This window comes from Gimesia aquarii, assembly GCF_007748175.1.
Taxonomy (GTDB): Bacteria; Planctomycetota; Planctomycetia; order Planctomycetales; family Planctomycetaceae; genus Gimesia; species Gimesia aquarii_A.
The window spans coordinates 4,772,683-4,791,840 of record NZ_CP037422.1; the positions used below are offsets into that span (position 1 = coordinate 4,772,683).

General features: G+C 45.1%; 15 protein-coding genes. 7 read left to right on the forward strand and 8 right to left on the reverse strand.

The features are described 5' to 3' along the window. Positions 1-43 precede the first annotated feature (43 nt). Positions 44-499, reverse strand: coding sequence for a nuclear transport factor 2 family protein (locus V202x_RS18225; RefSeq protein WP_197992949.1), 456 nt, complete (start codon positions 497-499; stop codon positions 44-46). Positions 500-732: 233 nt separating this feature from the next. On the opposite strand from V202x_RS18225, the gene V202x_RS18230 reads away from it, so the two are divergent. Continuing rightward, entirely contained in the window at positions 733-2,043 is a 1,311-nt protein-coding gene (locus tag V202x_RS18230; protein ID WP_145177988.1) for a hypothetical protein, read from the forward strand. A gap of 80 nt (positions 2,044-2,123) precedes the next feature. Here V202x_RS18230 and V202x_RS18235 read toward each other — a convergent pair whose 3' ends face one another. Together V202x_RS18235 and V202x_RS18240 are read right to left on the reverse strand one after the other, a co-directional pair. Beyond that, positions 2,124-2,471, reverse strand: coding sequence for a hypothetical protein (locus V202x_RS18235; RefSeq protein WP_145177990.1), 348 nt, complete (start codon positions 2,469-2,471; stop codon positions 2,124-2,126). A gap of 455 nt (positions 2,472-2,926) precedes the next feature. Continuing rightward, the gene (locus tag V202x_RS18240) at positions 2,927-3,520 is read right to left on the reverse strand and encodes a hypothetical protein (protein ID WP_145177992.1); all 594 of its coding nucleotides are present in this window, start codon (positions 3,518-3,520) and stop codon (positions 2,927-2,929) included. A gap of 182 nt (positions 3,521-3,702) precedes the next feature. On the opposite strand from V202x_RS18240, the gene V202x_RS18245 reads away from it, so the two are divergent. Then, the gene (locus tag V202x_RS18245) at positions 3,703-4,422 is read left to right on the forward strand and encodes a class I SAM-dependent methyltransferase (protein ID WP_197992950.1); all 720 of its coding nucleotides are present in this window, start codon (positions 3,703-3,705) and stop codon (positions 4,420-4,422) included. A gap of 167 nt (positions 4,423-4,589) precedes the next feature. Here V202x_RS18245 and V202x_RS18250 read toward each other — a convergent pair whose 3' ends face one another. Beyond that, complete coding sequence (locus tag V202x_RS18250) at positions 4,590-5,495, reverse strand: SMP-30/gluconolactonase/LRE family protein (protein WP_145177996.1); 906 nt, start codon at positions 5,493-5,495, stop codon at positions 4,590-4,592. Between the two features lie 1,155 nt (positions 5,496-6,650). Between V202x_RS18250 and V202x_RS18255 the strand changes: the two genes are divergently transcribed. Continuing rightward, on the forward strand, positions 6,651-9,020 hold the full coding sequence (locus V202x_RS18255; RefSeq protein WP_145177998.1) for a phosphoketolase: 2,370 nt from the start codon (positions 6,651-6,653) through the stop codon (positions 9,018-9,020). A 9-nt stretch (positions 9,021-9,029) separates the two neighbouring features. Next, the gene (locus tag V202x_RS18260; RefSeq protein WP_145178000.1) at positions 9,030-10,223 is read left to right on the forward strand and encodes an acetate/propionate family kinase; all 1,194 of its coding nucleotides are present in this window, start codon (positions 9,030-9,032) and stop codon (positions 10,221-10,223) included. A gap of 253 nt (positions 10,224-10,476) precedes the next feature. On the opposite strand, the gene V202x_RS27875 is transcribed toward V202x_RS18260, so the two are convergent. The 4 genes from V202x_RS27875 to V202x_RS18280 all read right to left on the reverse strand — a co-directional run bounded on the left by V202x_RS27875 (position 10,477) and on the right by V202x_RS18280 (position 15,101). Continuing rightward, entirely contained in the window at positions 10,477-12,528 is a 2,052-nt protein-coding gene (locus tag V202x_RS27875) for a GDSL-type esterase/lipase family protein (RefSeq protein WP_232098560.1), read from the reverse strand. 39 nt (positions 12,529-12,567) lie between these two features. Further along, positions 12,568-13,437: a DUF3472 domain-containing protein gene (locus V202x_RS18270; protein WP_145178002.1), complete on the reverse strand. Its 870-nt coding sequence runs from the start codon at positions 13,435-13,437 to the stop codon at positions 12,568-12,570. A 170-nt stretch (positions 13,438-13,607) separates the two neighbouring features. Beyond that, positions 13,608-14,345: an NAD(P)-dependent oxidoreductase gene (locus V202x_RS18275; RefSeq protein WP_145178004.1), complete on the reverse strand. Its 738-nt coding sequence runs from the start codon at positions 14,343-14,345 to the stop codon at positions 13,608-13,610. Positions 14,346-14,399: 54 nt separating this feature from the next. Then, positions 14,400-15,101, reverse strand: coding sequence for a hypothetical protein (locus tag V202x_RS18280; protein ID WP_145178006.1), 702 nt, complete (start codon positions 15,099-15,101; stop codon positions 14,400-14,402). 377 nt (positions 15,102-15,478) lie between these two features. Between V202x_RS18280 and V202x_RS18285 the strand changes: the two genes are divergently transcribed. From V202x_RS18285 to V202x_RS18295, 3 genes are all read left to right on the forward strand, one after another. Next, a complete protein-coding gene (locus V202x_RS18285) occupies positions 15,479-16,903 on the forward strand; it encodes an arylsulfatase (RefSeq protein ID WP_232098561.1) in 1,425 nt (474 codons plus the stop codon). A 256-nt stretch (positions 16,904-17,159) separates the two neighbouring features. Continuing rightward, positions 17,160-17,723, forward strand: a complete 564-nt coding sequence (locus V202x_RS18290; protein WP_145178010.1) for a DUF2007 domain-containing protein — start codon at positions 17,160-17,162, stop codon at positions 17,721-17,723. A gap of 244 nt (positions 17,724-17,967) precedes the next feature. Then, entirely contained in the window at positions 17,968-19,146 is a 1,179-nt protein-coding gene (locus tag V202x_RS18295; RefSeq protein ID WP_145178012.1) for an acyltransferase family protein, read from the forward strand. Positions 19,147-19,158: the final 12 nt, after the last annotated feature.

Below are 19,158 nucleotides of genomic sequence, written 5' to 3' on the forward strand. Positions count from 1 at the left end.
TTGAATAAATATGAGAATCGTCTCAATTAATTTTGGAGCTTTCTTATTTACAGTGTTTGGAAGCGTTCGTGCCTAGCGTATTCGTAAGCGATTTCTCTGATGAATCGTCTGATAAAATCCGCATGCCAGATGTCACAGCAGGCACGTCCCAGACTTCGACAACACGACTGCCCTCAAATCGCCAGATCAGCGCGACGTCAAACTCCACCTCACGTCTACACCAGGTAGTTCGGTTTCGCGTATGCATTAATAGCAGTTCATCGCCTACGGGGTGTGCGTGTATCACTTCAACGTTTAACGAGTAGTTCTGCGTATTGAGTATGCGCTGAAAGAAAAGATTGAGACCTTCGACGCCGTGTACTTCACCTCGTTGCTCTGGCAACTCGGCGTTCTCATAATGCCAAATCAAGTCAGGCGAAAAGCATTCCTTACATGCGTCCAAATTGGAAATATCAATTTTTGAAAGTGTGTCGAGCATCTCATTGAGCTGGTGTGTCATTATAGAAATCCTGTTTCCGAGAATGTTGTTGTAAGTCATAGATTTGACTATGACTGCCTCCTATACTTCCTACGCCGTTTTGGGAAGCGTTCGTGGCTACCCTGTTAACACACTGTGGCTATTTCTGGCGGCGTAACAGCAAACAAGTAAATGAATTAAGTGCATATGTTTTTTGAGAGTCGGTGCACTGATGGCTTGTACGACAAGTTATAGACACGGATGAAACCAGGGAAATGGATACTCAAATTCAGACGTTTATATCAAGGTTTATCAATACATCATCAAGTCGCATTGCTTACCACGGAATTGAGGATACCGATATGTTGCGGATGCTCAAATCGGAGGCGGCACGTCTGCTGGAAAATGGTGGTCCCGAAAGCGAGGCGATAGCATTACGCGAATATATTTTAAGTTATCGCAGGGAAGCGCACGCGACACGCACATCCAACAAACGCAACTTGAACGTAGTCAATGTCAATCAGATTGAATTGAACCCGTTTCCCACCGCGTCTTCTCACTTGATCACCGAAATGATTGATAATGCCGTACAACGCTTTGCGACGGCAAAACAGAAGAAATGTTTTTTTGCAGTGCGGGGTGGGATGGGGCAGGCACAGTATGGGCGCACGCGCCGACCTCCCATTTCACGGGCGAGAGTGACCAAACTCATACAGGCGGCCACGGATTGGGGATTGGCTGGAGCATTAGTGATTGCGTGCGAGGAGAAAACTCCTGAAGCCACCTTAGCGATATTGTCGCCAGGCTTTGAGCTCTATCGACCGCTGTGCCAGAATGTCATTTCAAAATTCGAGATGATTTGTGCCTTTCCCAATAAATACAAAGTCGACATCGAAAAGATCAAAACCGGGTTTATGGTGTTATGGCAGCAATCCATTTCTCTTCTGCTTGATACCGCACGAGGTTCCATCAAGTCACAGGAGTTGTTGCTGACGACACCCGTAGCAAGCTTAATTCTATTGATCGCCGGTCGTTGGAAAGGTTGGCTGACTTCACAGATAGTACATGACCTGCAACGTGAATCCGAGAGCCTCTCGTCTCATTCAATGGTCGAACGAATCTTTGCTTTGATGCTCTCCTATGGCAATGCCGACGACAAGCTCATCAAATTTTTGGGATCGAGCAAGATGAAGGATGTCGAGATTGCATCTGTTAACTTGTTTGTAAATCGGAATCGCAAATGGACAGATAGCTTGCTGCGCGATGGAGATGTCAGCAAAGTGGTTGATAAAATGAACGCGAATCCTCAGCAGGGAATTGCGGATTTGGCACCTGCTTCCATTGCGATCATGGGTGAGCCGGGGCGACAACTCAGTCCAGGATTATCACTGATGGTGATGACTTGGATCGAGCGGGCACTCATGTATTTCAAGCAGGATCAAAGTCCGGAATCGGCTGCGATGATGTTACGGGCTTGCGAATCACTCGAACGTTACAAATACAAATGGAGTAGGGACCAACCAGCTACCCAATTCGGAGAGTCATTGCATGACGAAATCATGAAAGAACTTCAGATCCGAAAATGACTCATAAACTGACATCAAGCCAAGTGCGGGCGCACGACTTTGAAACTACGAAATCGCCAGATTAAGTTCTGTAGTAGACATTAGAGGTCAAGGTTGTTGGTTTGGATTAGGGAGAGGTAAGGCTCAATGTTGTGATCAACAGAGTCGGACCAAAATCGCGATTGATCAAATTGTGACCGAAGATAATCGATCAAGACGATTTCCCCTTCGCGTTCCCGTTTTAGAACATCTTCGATTTTTTCGGTCAGTGCTCCACAGCCGATGGCAAGATATTCGATGAATGTAGGTGCTAAGAGTGAATACGGTTCATCAAAGTCCATGGGACCAATCTGAATCACAGGTGAATGATCGCGAATCTCTCCATCAATCTTGAGAATCGCATAATGAACTCCATCGCATCCCATGCAGGCAAAAACAACAGCGTTCATGGGTGTCGCCCGGTAATCGTAGGATTCACTTGGTGGATACTCGATGCATTCATCGCCAAGTATACCACGATGGTTAGTCATCTGTGAGAGCGCAGTAATGAAGGTGGCGAAATGCGACATAACAACCAAGGTGTTTTTAATTGCCTCAACATGACGAACTTATTACTTTGTGGAAGTACTCCATCATAGAATATCAGATAAAAAAATCGTACCAAACGGGATCTGTCTGTCAACATAAAATTCGAACCATCACCATGCATTCCCAGGAGAATATAGGGAGTTGTCTAGTGGAGTGCCATTTTTGAATTATGGGGTGATAGAGATCATGGAAGTGCGACAACGGAGCATGTAAACAACACTTCCAACCCTCAATTTCGAGCTTGCCAAAGTACTAGTTTCAAGGCCCATAACGTCGACCGCATTTATTTGTTAGCAGATGTGTCTCAACTGACGATTCAGGCACCAGCAATGAGATCACGCGATTGACCTGCAACAATCTGAAGTGATTCGGTTAGAGTTTCGTGAAAGTCTATTAAGTCGGGGTCGGTAATAACTGAAGCATCGACGTTGGACAAAGAGTTGCTTAATTCTTTCACTTCATCTGCAGACAACCACGAAAAGACACAACCGTCGTAATCAATTCCTCTGCCACGGAAAGGACGGCCATCGTCAAGGTATCCCAGGCTTTTCCGAGACTGTCGTGAAATGTGTCGTTTGACCAGTTTGCGATAGGGGGGCCAAACATGTGAATGTTTCCACCCTTCATTGAATGGCAAATCAAAATCGGGGGAAAGTTCTAGATATTGAGCGAGGTGTTCGAGCACATGAATCCAGCAGCCGGGTTCTTTTTTGGGTGGTGACACGCAGGTGATCATTTCTTCGACAGCTTCCCGGAACTCGGGATCATCTTCGTCTTCATCTTCGTAATCAAGATCACCACGCAGGTACGACTTTATTACACCCTCGACGACGGCTCGATCTCCAGACGCAATACACGTCCGAATCGGTTCGATTGACGTTACAGAGAAGAAGTGATCACGCATTGACATTGAGAATATCCTCTCGTTCTTACCTACTCACTCTTTATTATCATAAAATGATTCTGAATCACAACCATTCATGTGAGGTTCTTGACAGGTTATTTCACTTTGGTACGATTCTTCCTAATTATTGCAGAATAAAAAATTGGGACAGCGTATTTTGGTATTAGCAAGGGATGAATATCAAGACGATGAATAAGCATCAAGAAACCTATATGACTATAGAGGAGTTAGGGGCGAGCTGTCCTGATTATCATCCTACATTTGATTTTTCTACAACTTATATTGACTCATCCCATGAGTTTTTCGCAAATTGTCCTGTTAAAAATGGCACACTGATTCAAGTAAAAAATAGTGGATGGCGTTTGCGGAAATTCATACCAGGATGGTTACATCGAGCTGATGCGTTGAAATTGTATGAACTAGCTTATTTTGTCCGGGGGGACATTTTGGAGCTTGGATCGTATCGCGGGTTAAGCACAACAATTTTAGCTGAGGCTGCGCAGCATTCACCATCGCCCAAGCACATTTATAGCGTTGACATGAGTCTAAAATGTGTCAAACGAACTCGCAGTAATCTGCGTAGGAAAGGATTGCAGCAAGGGGTCACAACGATCTGTGATGAGGGGACCAATGCCGTCAGAAATTTCAAGGCTGAAGGACGGCAGTTTGAATTTGCTTTCATAGATCATTCACATGCCTATGACCCGGTATATAGTGTGTGTCGTGAGTTAGACACCGTGATGCAACCAGGGGGGTTTTGTCTGTTTCATGATTTCAACGATCCTCGAAATCGCGAATCGGATAACCGTGACTATGGGGTCTATCAGGCGGTGACCGAGGGGTTAGATCCCGCCAAGTTCGAATTCTATGGAATCTATGGATGTACTGCGTTGTACAGAGTGCTATAGGAGTATAAATTGGTATCTGAAATTCTTCTACCGGCGTGGGATGACCTTTATCACAACAAGTATTAAAACGCTCGATTCCAAAAGCGAAAGCGTCTCACGAGAGAAAACACAACGTCTTTTTTGATTCCAGAATCCTTAAAAGTAGCTGAATTTACAAAAACTCCACGCTAAATTGTGGAGTTGCTTCCCAATCGATTGCATAGCTGACCGCGGACTCCGGGTTTCAATGCCCAGAGGTTGCCTTCGTGTGGGTTATTGTTGAGATAATCCGGGCTCATTGTGAAGCGTGCTGAAGTGACAAACAGCGTTTCTAAATTGTCTCCGCCGAACGTGCAGCTTGTGGGCCAGGTGCAGGGCAAATCAACGATCCGATCAATACTCCCATCGGGGGCATAGCGAACAAGACAGCCTCCGCCAGCAACACGGCAGTTCCACAAGAATCCTTCGTCATCCAGACAGGAACCATCGGGGCTGCCTCGTTCAAAGGCGGGAGCAAACAGGTTCCGGTCGGAAAGTGTCTTTGTTTTATCATCGTATCGAAACGTGTAGATCTTATTGGCCAGGGAGTCAGCAGTTAAAAAACGACCGTTGTCGGCCCACGCCATGGTGTTGGTGATACCATAAATATTTTCGGTCAGCCTTTGTAACTCGCCATTGGGAGTGACTCGATAATAAGCACCAAGGCTCGCGGTGACCTCCTTGGGACTACCGTTTAAATGTAAATTGTTCTGCATTGTTCCTACCCAATATGAGCCATCCGGGGCAACCATGCATTCGTTGATCCGATTGTCGGGTTGGTCGGGTTCTACTTCCAAAAAAGTGGTGAAATGTTTGTCAAAATCCCACCAGCAAATTTCTTTCGATAAACTAACAATGGCGCCTTTGTCTTCCCGTAGTCCCAGCGATGTGATGAAGTCAGGAGTTGGCCAGACTTTGTGTTGGCCTGTCGTCAATTGGAGCCTGTGAATACATTTACCGACGATGTCGATCCAGATGAGATTTCCGTTACGGTCATCCCAGATAATGCTTTCGCCTACGACATCCTGTGAATCGAAAACAGATTTAACTGACATTTGGTTATCACTCTGTGAGGGAGTCATTTCAATGACAATCTAGTCGACACCAATCCAAGTATACGAGATACGTCCTGTAGATTTGTTAAAATAAACATCTTCGGTTTCGGTAGCAAATTGCTTTGAAAATTTGCGGTGAAAATGTTGTGTTTTTCCAATGTCGGGCATTCGTTTTATTTTATGTTTGACTATCTGGTCAAGAGTTTTCTGATTGGCTATGAATGACAGGGTAACCTTTCCATAATCACCAAGAATCCATTGTGACGATTTCAGGTTATGGACAATTGAAGGTGGAGGAAATCCGAGTTGTCTTTCGAACACTGCTGATGGGCGTGAACTAACAAAGAAAAAGGCAACCAGACAACAGCAATAAACAACAAACGTTGCGATGATCCATCTAGCTTTCCTTTGTTTACCAAACAGTGTGAGTACGCAGGTAACAAGCGCAGCGATTCCGGCGAAGGTGATTACAAACAAAACTAGCAGAAATAGGACATTCAGAAACACCATATAGCAATAGATCCCACCAGATGATAATCCCACCAGATGATAAATTGTAAAAAATCGTATCAAAGTGGCTTAGGCTGTCAATATCGGTCCTTAAATAAGTCATTCAGCTAAAAATGATTGGTTGATCAACATGTCTAAGTGAATGTCTGGATCTGTATCAAAACTCTAGGGATTGATGAATAAGGACTCATCATGTTTTTCGTTTAAAAACTACTTGACCGACTCACTCTGGTTGTAATACTGCTGGCAAGATGGATCATAATTTGCGATTCATGAAATCTTCATCAAAATCACATGCGAAACTCGCCAATACTAGCGATCCTCCCGCCAAGAAAAAATAATTTGATCTCAATACCGTTAAGTCAATAAACTCTTTCAGTACCATTGGCGCATAACTTAATAGAAAAGAATCCAAACTTATAGGTAGGATTGTTTAGAGGTAATGAACCAATAGAAATCGTGCTGTTTATGAGTTCAAAGATCAGGCAGCTATTCGTGGACAGAATAAGTGATTGGTTGTTAAAGTATGAAAGTATGTTGAAGTCAGGGAAGACTAAAATCGGTTCCTGATTTCTTTGTTGAATCATGTGTGCCAATCTCTGTGTGTGGTGAAAATGACAGAGTAGCAATATTTGAGGAAATAACATGTCAGATCCCCTCTCTCCCGAAGAACTAGACCTCATCAATGCATACTGGCGGGCCGCAAATTATTTGTCAATCGGCCAGATTTATCTTTTCAAAAATCCGCTACTGAAAGAACCGTTACACAAGGAACATGTAAAACCTCGTTTGCTCGGTCATTGGGGAACAACACCGGGGTTGAATTTTATCTATGCACATCTCAATCGTATTATCAAACAACATGAGCTTAATGTTATGTTTGTTACCGGACCCGGGCATGGCGGACCTGGACTTGTGGCGAATACCTATTTAGAGGGTACCTATACCGAACATTATCCCAATATTACACAAGATGAAGCCGGAATGAAGCGACTGTTTAAACAGTTCAGTTTTCCCGGTGGTATTCCCAGCCATGTCGCTCCCGAGACACCGGGGAGTATTCATGAAGGGGGTGAATTAGGTTACGCGTTGTCGCACGCGTATGGCGCTGCATTTGATAATCCAGGTCTGATTGTTGCCTGTGTGATTGGGGATGGTGAAGCAGAAACAGGTCCGCTGGCTACCAGCTGGCACTCGAACAAATTTTTGAATCCCGAGCGCGACGGAGTCGTTTTGCCGATCCTGCATTTGAATGGATATAAAATTGCCAATCCGACCGTTCTGGCGCGCATCAGTCATGAGGAACTGGATCACCTTTTGCGTGGCTATGGCTATAATCCCTATTATGTCGAAGGCCGAGACCCTGAGAAAATGCACCAGCTCATGGCTGCGAGCATGGATCATGTCACTCAGGAGATTCGAGACATTGTCTCAAAAGCCCGACAGGACCCCGGTTTTATACGTCCCCGCTGGCCCATGATTGTTCTCCGAACACCTAAAGGCTGGACTTGTCCTAAGGAAGTCGATGGTTTGCCGGTCGAAGACAGCTGGCGAAGCCATCAGGTGCCCCTGGGGCAGATGCATGAGAATCCAGAACACTTGAAGTTGCTCGAACAGTGGATGCAGAGTTACAAGCCCGAAGAACTGTTTGACGAGCAGGGTTGTCTCAGAAAAGAGATTGCCGATCTTGCGCCGAGTGGCGAACTGCGAATGGGAGCCAACCCACATGCGAATGGGGGGACTCTTTTAAAACGATTGAGGTTACCAGACTTCCGGGATTATGCCGTTGAAGTTCCTTATCCAGGAAGTGTGAAAGGGGAAGCAACACGCGTCCAAGGTAAGTTCATTCGCGATGTGATGCAGCTCAATCTTGAATCACGAAATTTTCGCATCTTCAGTCCAGACGAGAACGCTTCGAATCGCTGGGCCAACGTATTTGAGGTGGCGGGCCGTGGTTTTGTGGGTGAAATCTTACCGACTGATGACCACCTTTCGCCTGAGGGCCGTGTGATGGAAATGCTTTCGGAGCACCAGTGTCAGGGTTGGTTGGAAGGTTATCTACTAACGGGACGCCATGGCTTTTTTAATTGCTATGAAGCATTTATTCATATTATCGACTCGATGTTTAATCAACACGCTAAATGGCTCAAGGTTTCGAAAGAAATTCCCTGGCGACGTCCTATCGCTTCGTTAAATTATCTCTTGTCATCACATGTCTGGCGGCAGGACCATAATGGATTCAGTCATCAAGATCCCGGATTTATTGACCATGTCGTTAACAAGAAGGCTGAGATCATTCGTGTCTATCTGCCACCCGATGCGAATTGTCTGCTTTCGATTACCGACCATTGTCTGCGCAGCCGGGATTATGTAAACGTTGTCGTGGCCGGCAAACAACCTTCGCCCCAATGGCTGTCTATGGAACAAGCCATCAAGCACACTGCAGCAGGAATTAGCATTTGGGACTGGGCGAGCAGTGATCAGGGAAGTGAACCCGATGTCGTTCTGGGATGTTGTGGTGATGTGCCGACGCTTGAAACGCTGGCGGCCGTCGATATCATTCGGCAAGAGTTGCCTGAGTTGAAGGTCCGCGTCATCAATGTTGTCAACTTGATGAAACTCCAATCTCCCCGTGAACATCCCCACGCTCTGTCGGATACAGATTTCGATAGCCTGTTCACAACGAATAAGCCAATCATTTTTGCGTTCCATGGCTATCCCTGGTTAATCCATCGATTAACGTATCGCAGAACAAATCATAAAAATCTTCATGTCCGTGGTTATAAGGAAGAGGGAACGACAACAACGCCCTTTGACATGGTTGTGCTGAATGATCTCGATCGCTTTCATCTTGTGCAAGATGTGATTGACCGTGTTCCCAACCTTGGGGCTAAAGCTGCCTATTTAAAGCAAGCGATGCGCGACAAACTGATCGAACACAAGCAGTACATAAGAGAGTATGGCGAAGATATGCCCGAAGTTCTCAATTGGACGTGGTCGGGAAGGGAAGAGTAAGGTTTTTTGATGTCGATTCTTGTTCTGAATTCCGGATCCAGTACGCTCAAATTTGCGCTATTCGACGAACTGGCTGAAGAAGAACTGGTCCGAGGTACCCTTGATTGGTATAGTCAATCTGAGGGAGTCACGATGGCTTACGGATTTCAGAAGATCAGTAAAACAGAGTCTCGTTTAGATATTTCCAATAATCGTGATGCCGTCGAATGGATTCTGCATGTGTTGGCCGAGATCAATTTGGGAAAATCAATAAGAGCTGTCGGCCATCGCGTCGTTCACGGTGGTACCAAATTCTGCCAGCCCACTCTGATTAACGAGAAAGTTATCCAGTCTTTAGGAGAGATCTCCGAACTCGCGCCGCTACACAATCCACCTGCTCTGACTACAATTGGAGCAGTGAAAACAATTCTTCCAGAGGCGGCACATGTCGCTGTATTTGATACTGCGTTTTTTTCGACTTTGCCGCGAAGTGCTTATCTCTACCCGGTCCCTTACGAATGGTATGAACAATACGGCATTCGTCGATTTGGTTTTCACGGGATCAGTCACGAATACTGTTCGACTCGCGCTGCCGAACTGCTGGATCGTCAAAACGACGATTCACTTAAACTGGTGATCTGCCATCTCGGTAACGGTTGCTCTGCGACAGCCGTGCTTGGTGGTAGTCCACTGGCTACAACAATGGGTTTCACACCGTTGGAAGGGTTAATGATGGGAACCCGCAGTGGGTCGATTGACCCTGGCATCTTAATTTACCTGATGAAACAGCAGGGCTTCAATCCAGAACAGCTTGATCAAAGTTTGAATCATCAATCTGGTTTGCTGGGTGTCTCGGATGTTTCCTCTGACTTTCGCCAAATTGAACAAGCAGCTCAAGACAAAAACGAACGCGCTCAACTCGCAATCAAGATGTTCGTAGAACGAATTCAATCCACCATTGGTTCGCTTTCGGTTTTACTGGGTGGCATTGATGCTTTAATCTTTACCGCTGGCATTGGCGAGCATTCTCCCCTGTTGCGCAGCAGCGTTTGTGAGAAACTTTCGTTTCTGGGTCTTGAACTCAATGAAGTCAAAAATCAAAACGCTCATACTGATTCTGATCTCGCAACGAAACAGTCAGCAGGCCGCATTCTCCTCATTCAAACACGAGAAGAACAAATGATCGCACGCGCAGCTCAACGATTTATCATGAAATCAAAATGAAAAAGTGTTTTTTGTATGAGACAAATTTATGGACCACGAAATACACGAAAAGCACGAAAAATCCCTACTAAAGAAACACTTGTAAATCAGGATTAAACTATACAGAACTCGATTAGAGCAGACTGTATATTCTTTTTACCCTAATGGTTGCCATAAATATTCGTGAATTTTGTGTCTTTCGTGGTAGAAAAAATTCCACACTTTTTATCGAAATATTAACCGTTTTCAATTTGACTATGACAGAATGCCTCGTTCAATTTTGTGACTTTTGAGTTGGTATAAATTTCAGTTTTGCTAACCAGTCCAGCGACTGTGTCTGCCAGGCATCCCACATTGGTCCTTTGTAACCGTTCAGACCATGACCGCCTGAAGGCAGTTCAAGATATTTTGAGGGCACTTTTTTCGTTTGTAACATTTGAAAGAGCATCTGACTATTCTTGGGTGGCACTGGTTTGTCGTCGAGTGCATGGGCTAAAAACATGGGCGGAGTCTGTGCAGTGACTTGTCTTTCATTGGAGAATAATTCGATCAGTTGCGGCGAGGGATCTAAACCTAGTAGATTCTTGCGAGATCCTTTGTGAGTATGCTCTCCCATCGTGACGACGGGATAGACCAGGATCACAAAGTCAGGCCGACTGCTTTCGCGATCAACAAGTTGTGCTGCCTGTGGATTACCAGAGTCAAAATGAGTTCCTGCTGTCGAAGCCAGATGTCCACCCGCAGAGAAGCCCATAATTCCCACGCGCGCAGGATCGATGTTCCAGTTTTTTGCATTTGCACGGACCATGCGGATCGCCTGTTGTGCATCCAGAAGTGGTACAAAAGGTCGACCTGCTGGCAGACGATATTCCAGTACGACTCCTGTGATACCTTGACGATTAAGCCATTTGGCGATGCCGTGACCTTCTGCACCCGTGACTAATCCACCATAACCACCGCCGGGGCAGATGATGATCGCAGCACCATTTCCATTGACCGGTTGATGCACGGTGATTTTTGCACCTGATTTTTCGAATTGATCATTTCCAATGGGAGCACGGTCTTTCCAAAGTGGAATGGCTTTGGGTTGATGGCTTGTCTTCGTTTCGGGTGTAGAACTTTCTGGCGGTACGAGCAACGTCGATATCACTTGAGCGTAGACACGATGGCCGAAATCGTTGGGATGATTCACACCGTTCCCGGTCAAATCCCAGTCCTGTTTTCGTTTTAGAAATTCTGTCCAAATCGAAGTCATATCAGCCAGTGCAATTCCTGGTTGACAAAGCTCTGCGAGCGCCTCGCGATACTGAGGAAAGAGTTCATGTTTCAGTCGAATCCAATCCTTATTACCGAGCATGGAAGCTACAAGAATAAACTCGGCCTGAGGGCGTTTTTCACGAATCTTTTCGATCACCGCTTTGGTATTGGATTGATAATCTTTCGCAGATCGACCCGCAGAATCGTTCATGCCAAATGCAATGATGACTAAGTCGGGATCAGGCTCAACAACCTTATCGATGGCACTTAAGACCCAACGTGTGTCTTTGCCACTGACAGAGGGATTTGTAACTCGAACCTTGGTTTGGAATTGCTCGCTCAGGTTCTTTTCTAACAGGCCAGGGTACGACGGCTGAAACGGTGCCTCACCAGCCCAGCCCGAAGCATTACAACCGGCAGAAATACTGTCCCCAATTACGACGATGGAAACGGGCTGACGATCGCGTAGCTTTTGAATCGTGCGCGAGAGTGCCTTCTCATTAAAATGGGGTACAATCCCTTTCCAATCGATGGGATCGTGTGTGTATGTAATACACGTCTGCATGTTGTGATATTCAAGCTTCCCGCCAAAAAAGATTTCCCCGTTGCCATCGCGATGCGTCAATTTATATTTCTGCGTTCCGGCAGGCCGGCGCAGGTCGTCTGGTGTCTGTGAGTTAATTCTCGAATTCTTGGGAAGTCTGATTTCTCGTTGTCCCGGATTCCAAAGATAGTCTTTGCCCTCTTCGTATGTGATGTCTCCCGTCGAATTACTGATTTTGAGAACTTTCTTCATGGGAAACAGAACAGATGCGTTTGCTTCACCTGTTTTTGGATCTCGGATAAACAGCAACGATTCGCCTTCAATTGTGTCTCCCTGCCAAAATGGTTTCAGAAGTTTTGCTTCATACTTCCACTCAGGTTTTGGGTCAGTAGCCGAGAGCGTTGCTGCACTAGATAGAATGAAAAATCCAGTACTCAAAACGTTTATGATGAGTTTCTTCACAATCTCATTCGTTGAGTTGCTTTGAATCAAAGGTCGCTTACTGATCAGAGGATGTCGTTTCACAACTCTCTCCGTGAAAATAAGTGGACTAGTCCTGTTTGTTTATATGGATTGTTTGCGATTCAGCTCTAGTTTCTCACGACGTGTCGTGCGTCCTTCAACTGGATGGCCTACTTCAATCACCACTGAACCGTCATTGCTTTCCGCATCTGCGTAATCTGGTACATTGGGTGGGTAGATCGCTTCGACAGATTTGACGGTGGCACTCTTTCCGTTCACGCGAAGATTGCCAAACGTGACTGTGAGCTTGGGGATTTCGGCAACAGGTTTGCGTTGACCATAGACTTCAACAAAGCTTGCAATTTTGGGTGAGAGCATCAGGTCATGACCATGGAATCGGAGTGCACCAATAAAAATATTCTCATCTTTCTCGTGAGAATAAACAAATGCACCAACCCATGTATAAGGCTTGTTGTTGATGATCTCCTTGTCCATACGAACGATTTTGTAGGTAAAGGTTCCCTTGGTCCATTTGAAGGGACGGCGAATGCTTACAAAATCGCCCTCGTGACCGGAGCTTTGGTAGTACCCACCAAGTGAGGGACGAATTGCGTCAATGCTTCGCTCACCCCACATAGACATCAGAAAACCAGGTCCAATCTTGCGAAGTTGCTGATTGTGTTTCGTATAGCCGTCGGACTGTGTCTGGATTCCACCATAAAAGGGTGTCTTGTTGAGATGACCGAGACCAATCGGAGCGATGTAGACATTCTTCGTAGGGGAAATATCATCGCTGATCGAAACATCGATACTGTAACTTTCGAAGGGAACGTTGTCTCCAACATCCCACCACAGGTCAACAAGATGCCAGGGCATCCGGGCATACTGCTTTTCCTGAGCCACAACGGGTGAAGCGATCAGGCATACACTCATCATGAAAAGACTAAAACGAATCGTTCTGTTTCGAGACATTATATCAACCTTGTTACTTGAATTTTCAATTCATTGGGGCGTGAATGTACTAGATCTATTCTTGCTTGACTTAAATCATGCTACATTGAAAGGCGACTCGAGAACAGCGAAGATTGATGCGTTTTAGGGAGTTCAATTCGAAATGTCGAGGTGATCTGGAACAGGATGATCTATTTCATATTCTCATTTTCCTGATTATAGATGACGGGCATTTGTCCCTTCCATTTGTTCCATACTTCGTTGTCTGTCACCAGTTCAGTCATAAAATGCCCGACGTTAATTCTGCTGGTTTTGCCAGCATTGAAGATAGCGCTTCGCGTTGGTGATGGGTGAAGCTCGTATTCGGTCACTGCAGCTTCATTCGTTAAATTGTCTGGTCGAACCGCTGTCCATTCGATAGCCTCACAGTTCTGGCCAATCTTTGTACGTAAATAGTCTGCGGCCTTTTCGTTATCGACATGGGGAGGCAGGAGTAGGCGTAAAAGCCACAACACACAATGTTGAGCTAATGAAACAGATTCAGCGAGATCTCGGTTAATGTTTCCCGTTGTATTCATGAGTACAAATTTGACCGGTTTTTCCGGGTGTGTAGCTTGAATGGCTTCGCACAAACGGCGTGTCGCTTCTGTCACCAACAAACGTGGTTGTCCGTAAATCCCCTTGAATGTCAAATTATGACCCAGACAGGAAACAACGGCACGACAGTCTTTAACATGTTCTACAATTTCAGCGTCTGTCAGTTCGAGAATACTTGCCTGTACTTCTGAAAAACCGTCCTGATTCTTGACAACATCTTTGAGTAAATCAGTTGTTCGTACAATGGCTTTCACGTTCTCTCCTCGTTGAAGTAACTGTTCAACAAGGAGTCGTCCGGTCGCACCTGTGGCGCCAACAACAAGGGTCGTCATTTGATTTCTGCCTTAGGATGAAATAAAGAGATAAAACAAATCAAAGTTTGATGTTCAAGAGGTCAAAGCAAGACTGACTGAATCCACAACGACATACCCTTCGGGTAGATAAGCTTGCCAGACGCGATAGTCACGACCCGGGCGAAGTAGATCAGGGTCACCGCCTGGATCTCCCATAGGACGCACATCAAGCGGGAATAAAACGAGAAACAGATTCACGTTTACGTTCGCCAGTACATCTTCTAATGGTAATTCGCCATACATGTCCGCTCGATCTGGCCGCGTGCCGAGACTTGTCCATTGCGAAGCATCAGGAGTCAGTCTAAGTGAATGTTCTGTCCATGTTTTTTGCACTTTAATGGGCTGGCCTGTAAGCATCCAACCAGAGCAGATTTCCTTTTGTTGACTCTGTATGAGCAGGACAACTTGTGAGCCACGCGACAGTAATTCCCCGCGGAGTCGAATTCTGAATTCAGCGTTTGTGAAATCAGTAGAGAAGTTCTGTTCAATGAAACGATTGGAGCCTCCACTTTCTTTTAATGCTTCATTGAGTGGACCACGTGTCATGATGCCACATAAAAGTGACAGATAACCGGCCCCATGAGGTGGTGCGTGATTATAGTCAATCCACCACGGTCCATATGAAGTGATGCTTCGATCTTTGTACTCAAGTGCTTTCGGTCCCACAAAGTTATCTTGAAAGCCATGCCAACCCCCGGGACCATTATGAAAGTTTTCAGTATAATTCTTTTTCATATTGGAGCCTGACTTCACGGCTGTCTTGCCAACCTTTTGAGGGAAGTAGGAATTTGGTCCAATGCAGCTTCCAGATCAGAGAACAAAAGAGTCAATTGAGTTACCAGATGTAAACAAAAAAGCTTGAGAACGTCAGAATATGCAAAGTAAGGAGTCGGAATTTACACGTCAATAGTGAAGTCAACAGCTTCATTCTTTTTCGAACATTAAGTGGCTTTCATAGTGATCTGTAATTCGGTTCTTGTAGGAACTCAGATAGTAAGGGTCCCTTAAATACTTCGTAACATTTATTGCTCGACATTGCGATTGATTTTTGAAAGAATGGAATAGAATAAAGGATTTCTATCTATTTTCTTTTAAGTCAAAAGGTCATGTTGATGTCTGCTAACAAATGGTTGTTTCGACTCCTATTCTCATGTATCCCACTATTGATGCTCGGTCCTGTTAAGGCAGCGCCACCAAATATCATCTTTGTGCTCAGCGATGATGTGGCGCAAGGCGATTTGGGCTGTTATGGACAAAAACTAATTGCGACGCCAAATTTGGATCGAATGGCAGAGCAGGGAACACGCTATCTGAGTGCGTATTGTGGTACCACTGTTTGTGCCCCCAGTCGGAGTTCGTTGATTACCGGGTTGCACAGTGGTCACTGTCCGATTCGAGGCAATTTTGAAGTCCCGCCAGAAGGTCAATTGCCACTTCCTGCGGAAGCGACAACGATTGCTGAAGTGCTCAAGTCAGCCGGTTATCAAACCGCTTGCGTTGGCAAATGGGGCATGGGTTTTTTCGATACCACCGGTGATCCGTTAAAACAAGGTTTTGATCACTTCTTTGGATATAATTGCCAACGTGAAGCACATTCGTACTTTCCCCGCTATCTATACAATGACCATGAAAAAATACTCCTTGCAGGTAACGATGGTAAGAGTATCGGTAAGACGTATTCACAAGAGCTCATCCAAGAAGATGCGATCAATTGGATACGCAAGCATCGTTCCCAGCCGTTTTTTCTGTTTTATGCGTTGACGCTGCCACACGGTCGGCATGAGATTAATGATTTAGGGCAATATGTTAACAAACCCTGGTCCAACTCTCAAAAAGCATATGCCGCTCAGGTCACTCGCATGGATAGCGACATGGGCGAACTGATGTCAACGTTAAAAGAGTTAGGCATTGCAGAAAACACACTGGTTTTGTTTAGTGGTGACAACGGCTCATCCTTCAGCACCAAAAGCAAAATGGGCTCTCTATTCAATCAAGCCAGTAATGGATTACGAGGCTTCAAGCGGGGGCTTTATGAAGGGGCTCTGCGTCAGGCAGCCATAGCATGGTGGCCTGGTACCGTTCCTGCAGGCCGTGTGTCTGATCAGCCATGGGCATTTTGGGATATATTGCCTACAGCAGCTGAGCTGGCCGGATTCGAGTTGAAAGAAAATGAACGAACTGATGGAAAATCTCTGGTTGCCTTCTTGAAAGGGGGCGAGGCACCGCAGCGAGATTATTTCTATTGGGAATTGCATGAGCAAAAACCGATTCAGGCCTGTCGGTTTGGAAAATGGAAAGCAGTCAAAAACGGACCAAACGCCAAAGTAGAACTTTACGACCTGAAAAGTGACCCAGGGGAATCAACAGATCTTTCAGCCAAGCATCCCGAAAAAGTTCAACAAGCAGTTCAGATTATGAAACAGGCACATACCCCAGACAAGAACTGGCCACTGACAGAAATCCCTGACTTTCGAAAACGAAGCAGCAAAGCCGCCTGGAAAGCCACCCGCGACCGTTTAAAAAAAGCCAGTGACTGATTAAATCTGGTTTTTTCAAGTTTCTATTTACCGCAAGAGAAAAAAGAATCATCGAAGGCAAGACTGTTAGCTCATTATGGCCGAAGGTATCACCCACAGAAGGAAAGACAAAATTGATTTGTTACACCTAAATAGTCACATCATTAAGAAAACGTAATTCTGTATTAATAAAAGTGTCAGTGATGCGAATAATAAAGTATAACAAAAGTCTATTGTGAATCTCTCCGCTTCTGATGAAGCAGCCAGGGAACCTGTCATGTCAGATGATTTAGTCACAGTCGCCACGTTGAATACGCCGACAGAAGCGAGCTTGGTTCGCAACTTGCTAGATGCCGAAGGAATTCCTGTGTTTCTATCGGATACGGAAGCGGTGGGCATGGCCTGGTATCTTGGAAACGCGCTGGGTGGAATCAAAGTGCAGGTGGCCGAGTCTGATGTAGAACGTGCGTTTGAAGTTCTCGATGATCACGAGCCAGTGACGATTACCGAAGAAGATTGGAAAATTGCAGAGGGCTTCGAAGGAGAAAGCAAAGATGAGAAAGACGAATGGGGGGATGATGAAGAGGAGCACAACCTTGATGTGCTTGAAGTAGAATCCACTTCAGAGATAGATGCAATGGTAAATCGTGCTTATAAGTCGGCTTTCTTGGGAGTGCTCTTTTTTCCATTGCAATTCTATTCACTGGCTCTGCTGACTAAGATTCTAATGGGCTCCTATGATCTGAACTCTGAGCAGCGAAAGAAAATGACTATCGGCTATATATTATGTTCTGTGATGCTTATATTTCTGTTTCTCGTATTCGTTGAATCAAGTCCTTAGCTGTTGATTCGATTCAAATGGTGAATGGGGAAAAAGCCCGGGCAAAGATGATCTATATTCATTTGCTGTGAGACTTTGCTTATGAAAACGGGTATTAATATGCAGATAATGTACCTGGAAACCGATTCGTAAACATTTTTTCTGTTTGTAAATGCCCCTAACGACCGTTTACACTCTTGAGTACACACCTGCTATTTTTGACGAACCCTTTTGATGTGACAGCTACTGTGACAGGTATTAGTTGATGTTTATCACAAAACTGGAATCACTGCGTGGTATCGCCGCTCTGATGGTTGCTGTCAGCCATTGTTTGATTGTGTTTGCAGTCGATCAAAATGGGATGATCTGGACTACCAACCTTTTGGAGACGCAGGGTTCACAGGCATTTCTCACAAGGCTGTTATTAGTACCATTCAACGGCGGGGCGGCTGTCACGATTTTTTTTGTTTTGAGTGGCTATGTGTTAGGTTTGTCTCTTGATCGTAAATCCAACAATATCAGATCAAATGTTGCGTTTTATATTAAACGGATATTTCGAATCTACCCAGCATATATCGTCTGCCTTACATTTATCATTTTTTCGATCGCTTTGTTTCATACTTACATCAAGTTTCCCAATACCTCGGTCTGGTTTCAGGCGTGGTATCAAACTGATATTACATTTGAAAACGCGATGGCAAATTACGCATTACTGGAAACCAATCTCAATCAGGTCGCATGGACTTTAAAAGTCGAACTAATCATGTCCTTACTTTTTCCTTTTGCGTATTTGGTTAATCGTAATGTGGGGACAAAGTTAAATCTGATATTCCTCTTCCTCCTAGTCATAGTCGGTTTCATGGCTGGTATAATGCCTTTTGGAAATTTGTATTTTCTATATGGTTTTGTATTCTATGTCGGGCTGTTGATACCAATCGTTATTGAAAAGCTAAATTTATATGTGAAGCAGGGTGCCAGGAGCACCATGTTTATTATGAGCGTTGCTTGCTTGTTATGTTCCCGATCGTTATTTTCCAGCAGCAATCTGTTTTGTGCCGTACTAATCGAGACAATATTTGCCGCGTTGATCGTTGCCATTCTTGCTGATGAAAAAACAAACCTCTTTCTGAGCCGTATTTTAGACTTCGAGATCGTCAGAAAGCTCGGGCGATTCTCCTATTCTTTTTATATCTATCACTTCATCATTTTGTATTGGCTCGCCTATAGCCTGCTCTTATTTGTGAGTCCGGAGATTACATCCAACTATCCGCTATTATTGGGAGTCATTTTGGCGATCATTTCCGTTACCATCAGCTATTACGTTGCCATGCTTTCCTACTTTGGAGTAGAACGCCCCATGATCAAATATGGTGCTGTCACAGCAGAAAAAATAGCAGGCTTTGCAAAGAAATCGCATGAGCATGTAGGGCTGATTCAGAAGTAGGGTCGTCCATCA

Coding starts and splice junctions, on each gene's coding strand:
- V202x_RS18225 (WP_197992949.1), bottom strand. CDS start 499: ATGACACACCAGCTCAATGAGATGCTCGACACACTTTCAAAAATTGAT.
- V202x_RS18230 (WP_145177988.1), top strand. CDS start 733: ATGGATACTCAAATTCAGACGTTTATATCAAGGTTTATCAATACATCA.
- V202x_RS18235 (WP_145177990.1), bottom strand. CDS start 2,471: ATGAACGCTGTTGTTTTTGCCTGCATGGGATGCGATGGAGTTCATTAT.
- V202x_RS18240 (WP_145177992.1), bottom strand. CDS start 3,520: ATGTCAATGCGTGATCACTTCTTCTCTGTAACGTCAATCGAACCGATT.
- V202x_RS18245 (WP_197992950.1), top strand. CDS start 3,703: ATGAATAAGCATCAAGAAACCTATATGACTATAGAGGAGTTAGGGGCG.
- V202x_RS18250 (WP_145177996.1), bottom strand. CDS start 5,495: ATGTCAGTTAAATCTGTTTTCGATTCACAGGATGTCGTAGGCGAAAGC.
- V202x_RS18255 (WP_145177998.1), top strand. CDS start 6,651: ATGTCAGATCCCCTCTCTCCCGAAGAACTAGACCTCATCAATGCATAC.
- V202x_RS18260 (WP_145178000.1), top strand. CDS start 9,030: ATGTCGATTCTTGTTCTGAATTCCGGATCCAGTACGCTCAAATTTGCG.
- V202x_RS18270 (WP_145178002.1), bottom strand. CDS start 13,437: ATGTCTCGAAACAGAACGATTCGTTTTAGTCTTTTCATGATGAGTGTA.
- V202x_RS18275 (WP_145178004.1), bottom strand. CDS start 14,345: ATGACGACCCTTGTTGTTGGCGCCACAGGTGCGACCGGACGACTCCTT.
- V202x_RS18280 (WP_145178006.1), bottom strand. CDS start 15,101: ATGAAAAAGAATTATACTGAAAACTTTCATAATGGTCCCGGGGGTTGG.
- V202x_RS18285 (WP_232098561.1), top strand. CDS start 15,479: ATGTCTGCTAACAAATGGTTGTTTCGACTCCTATTCTCATGTATCCCA.
- V202x_RS18290 (WP_145178010.1), top strand. CDS start 17,160: ATGTCAGATGATTTAGTCACAGTCGCCACGTTGAATACGCCGACAGAA.
- V202x_RS18295 (WP_145178012.1), top strand. CDS start 17,968: ATGTTTATCACAAAACTGGAATCACTGCGTGGTATCGCCGCTCTGATG.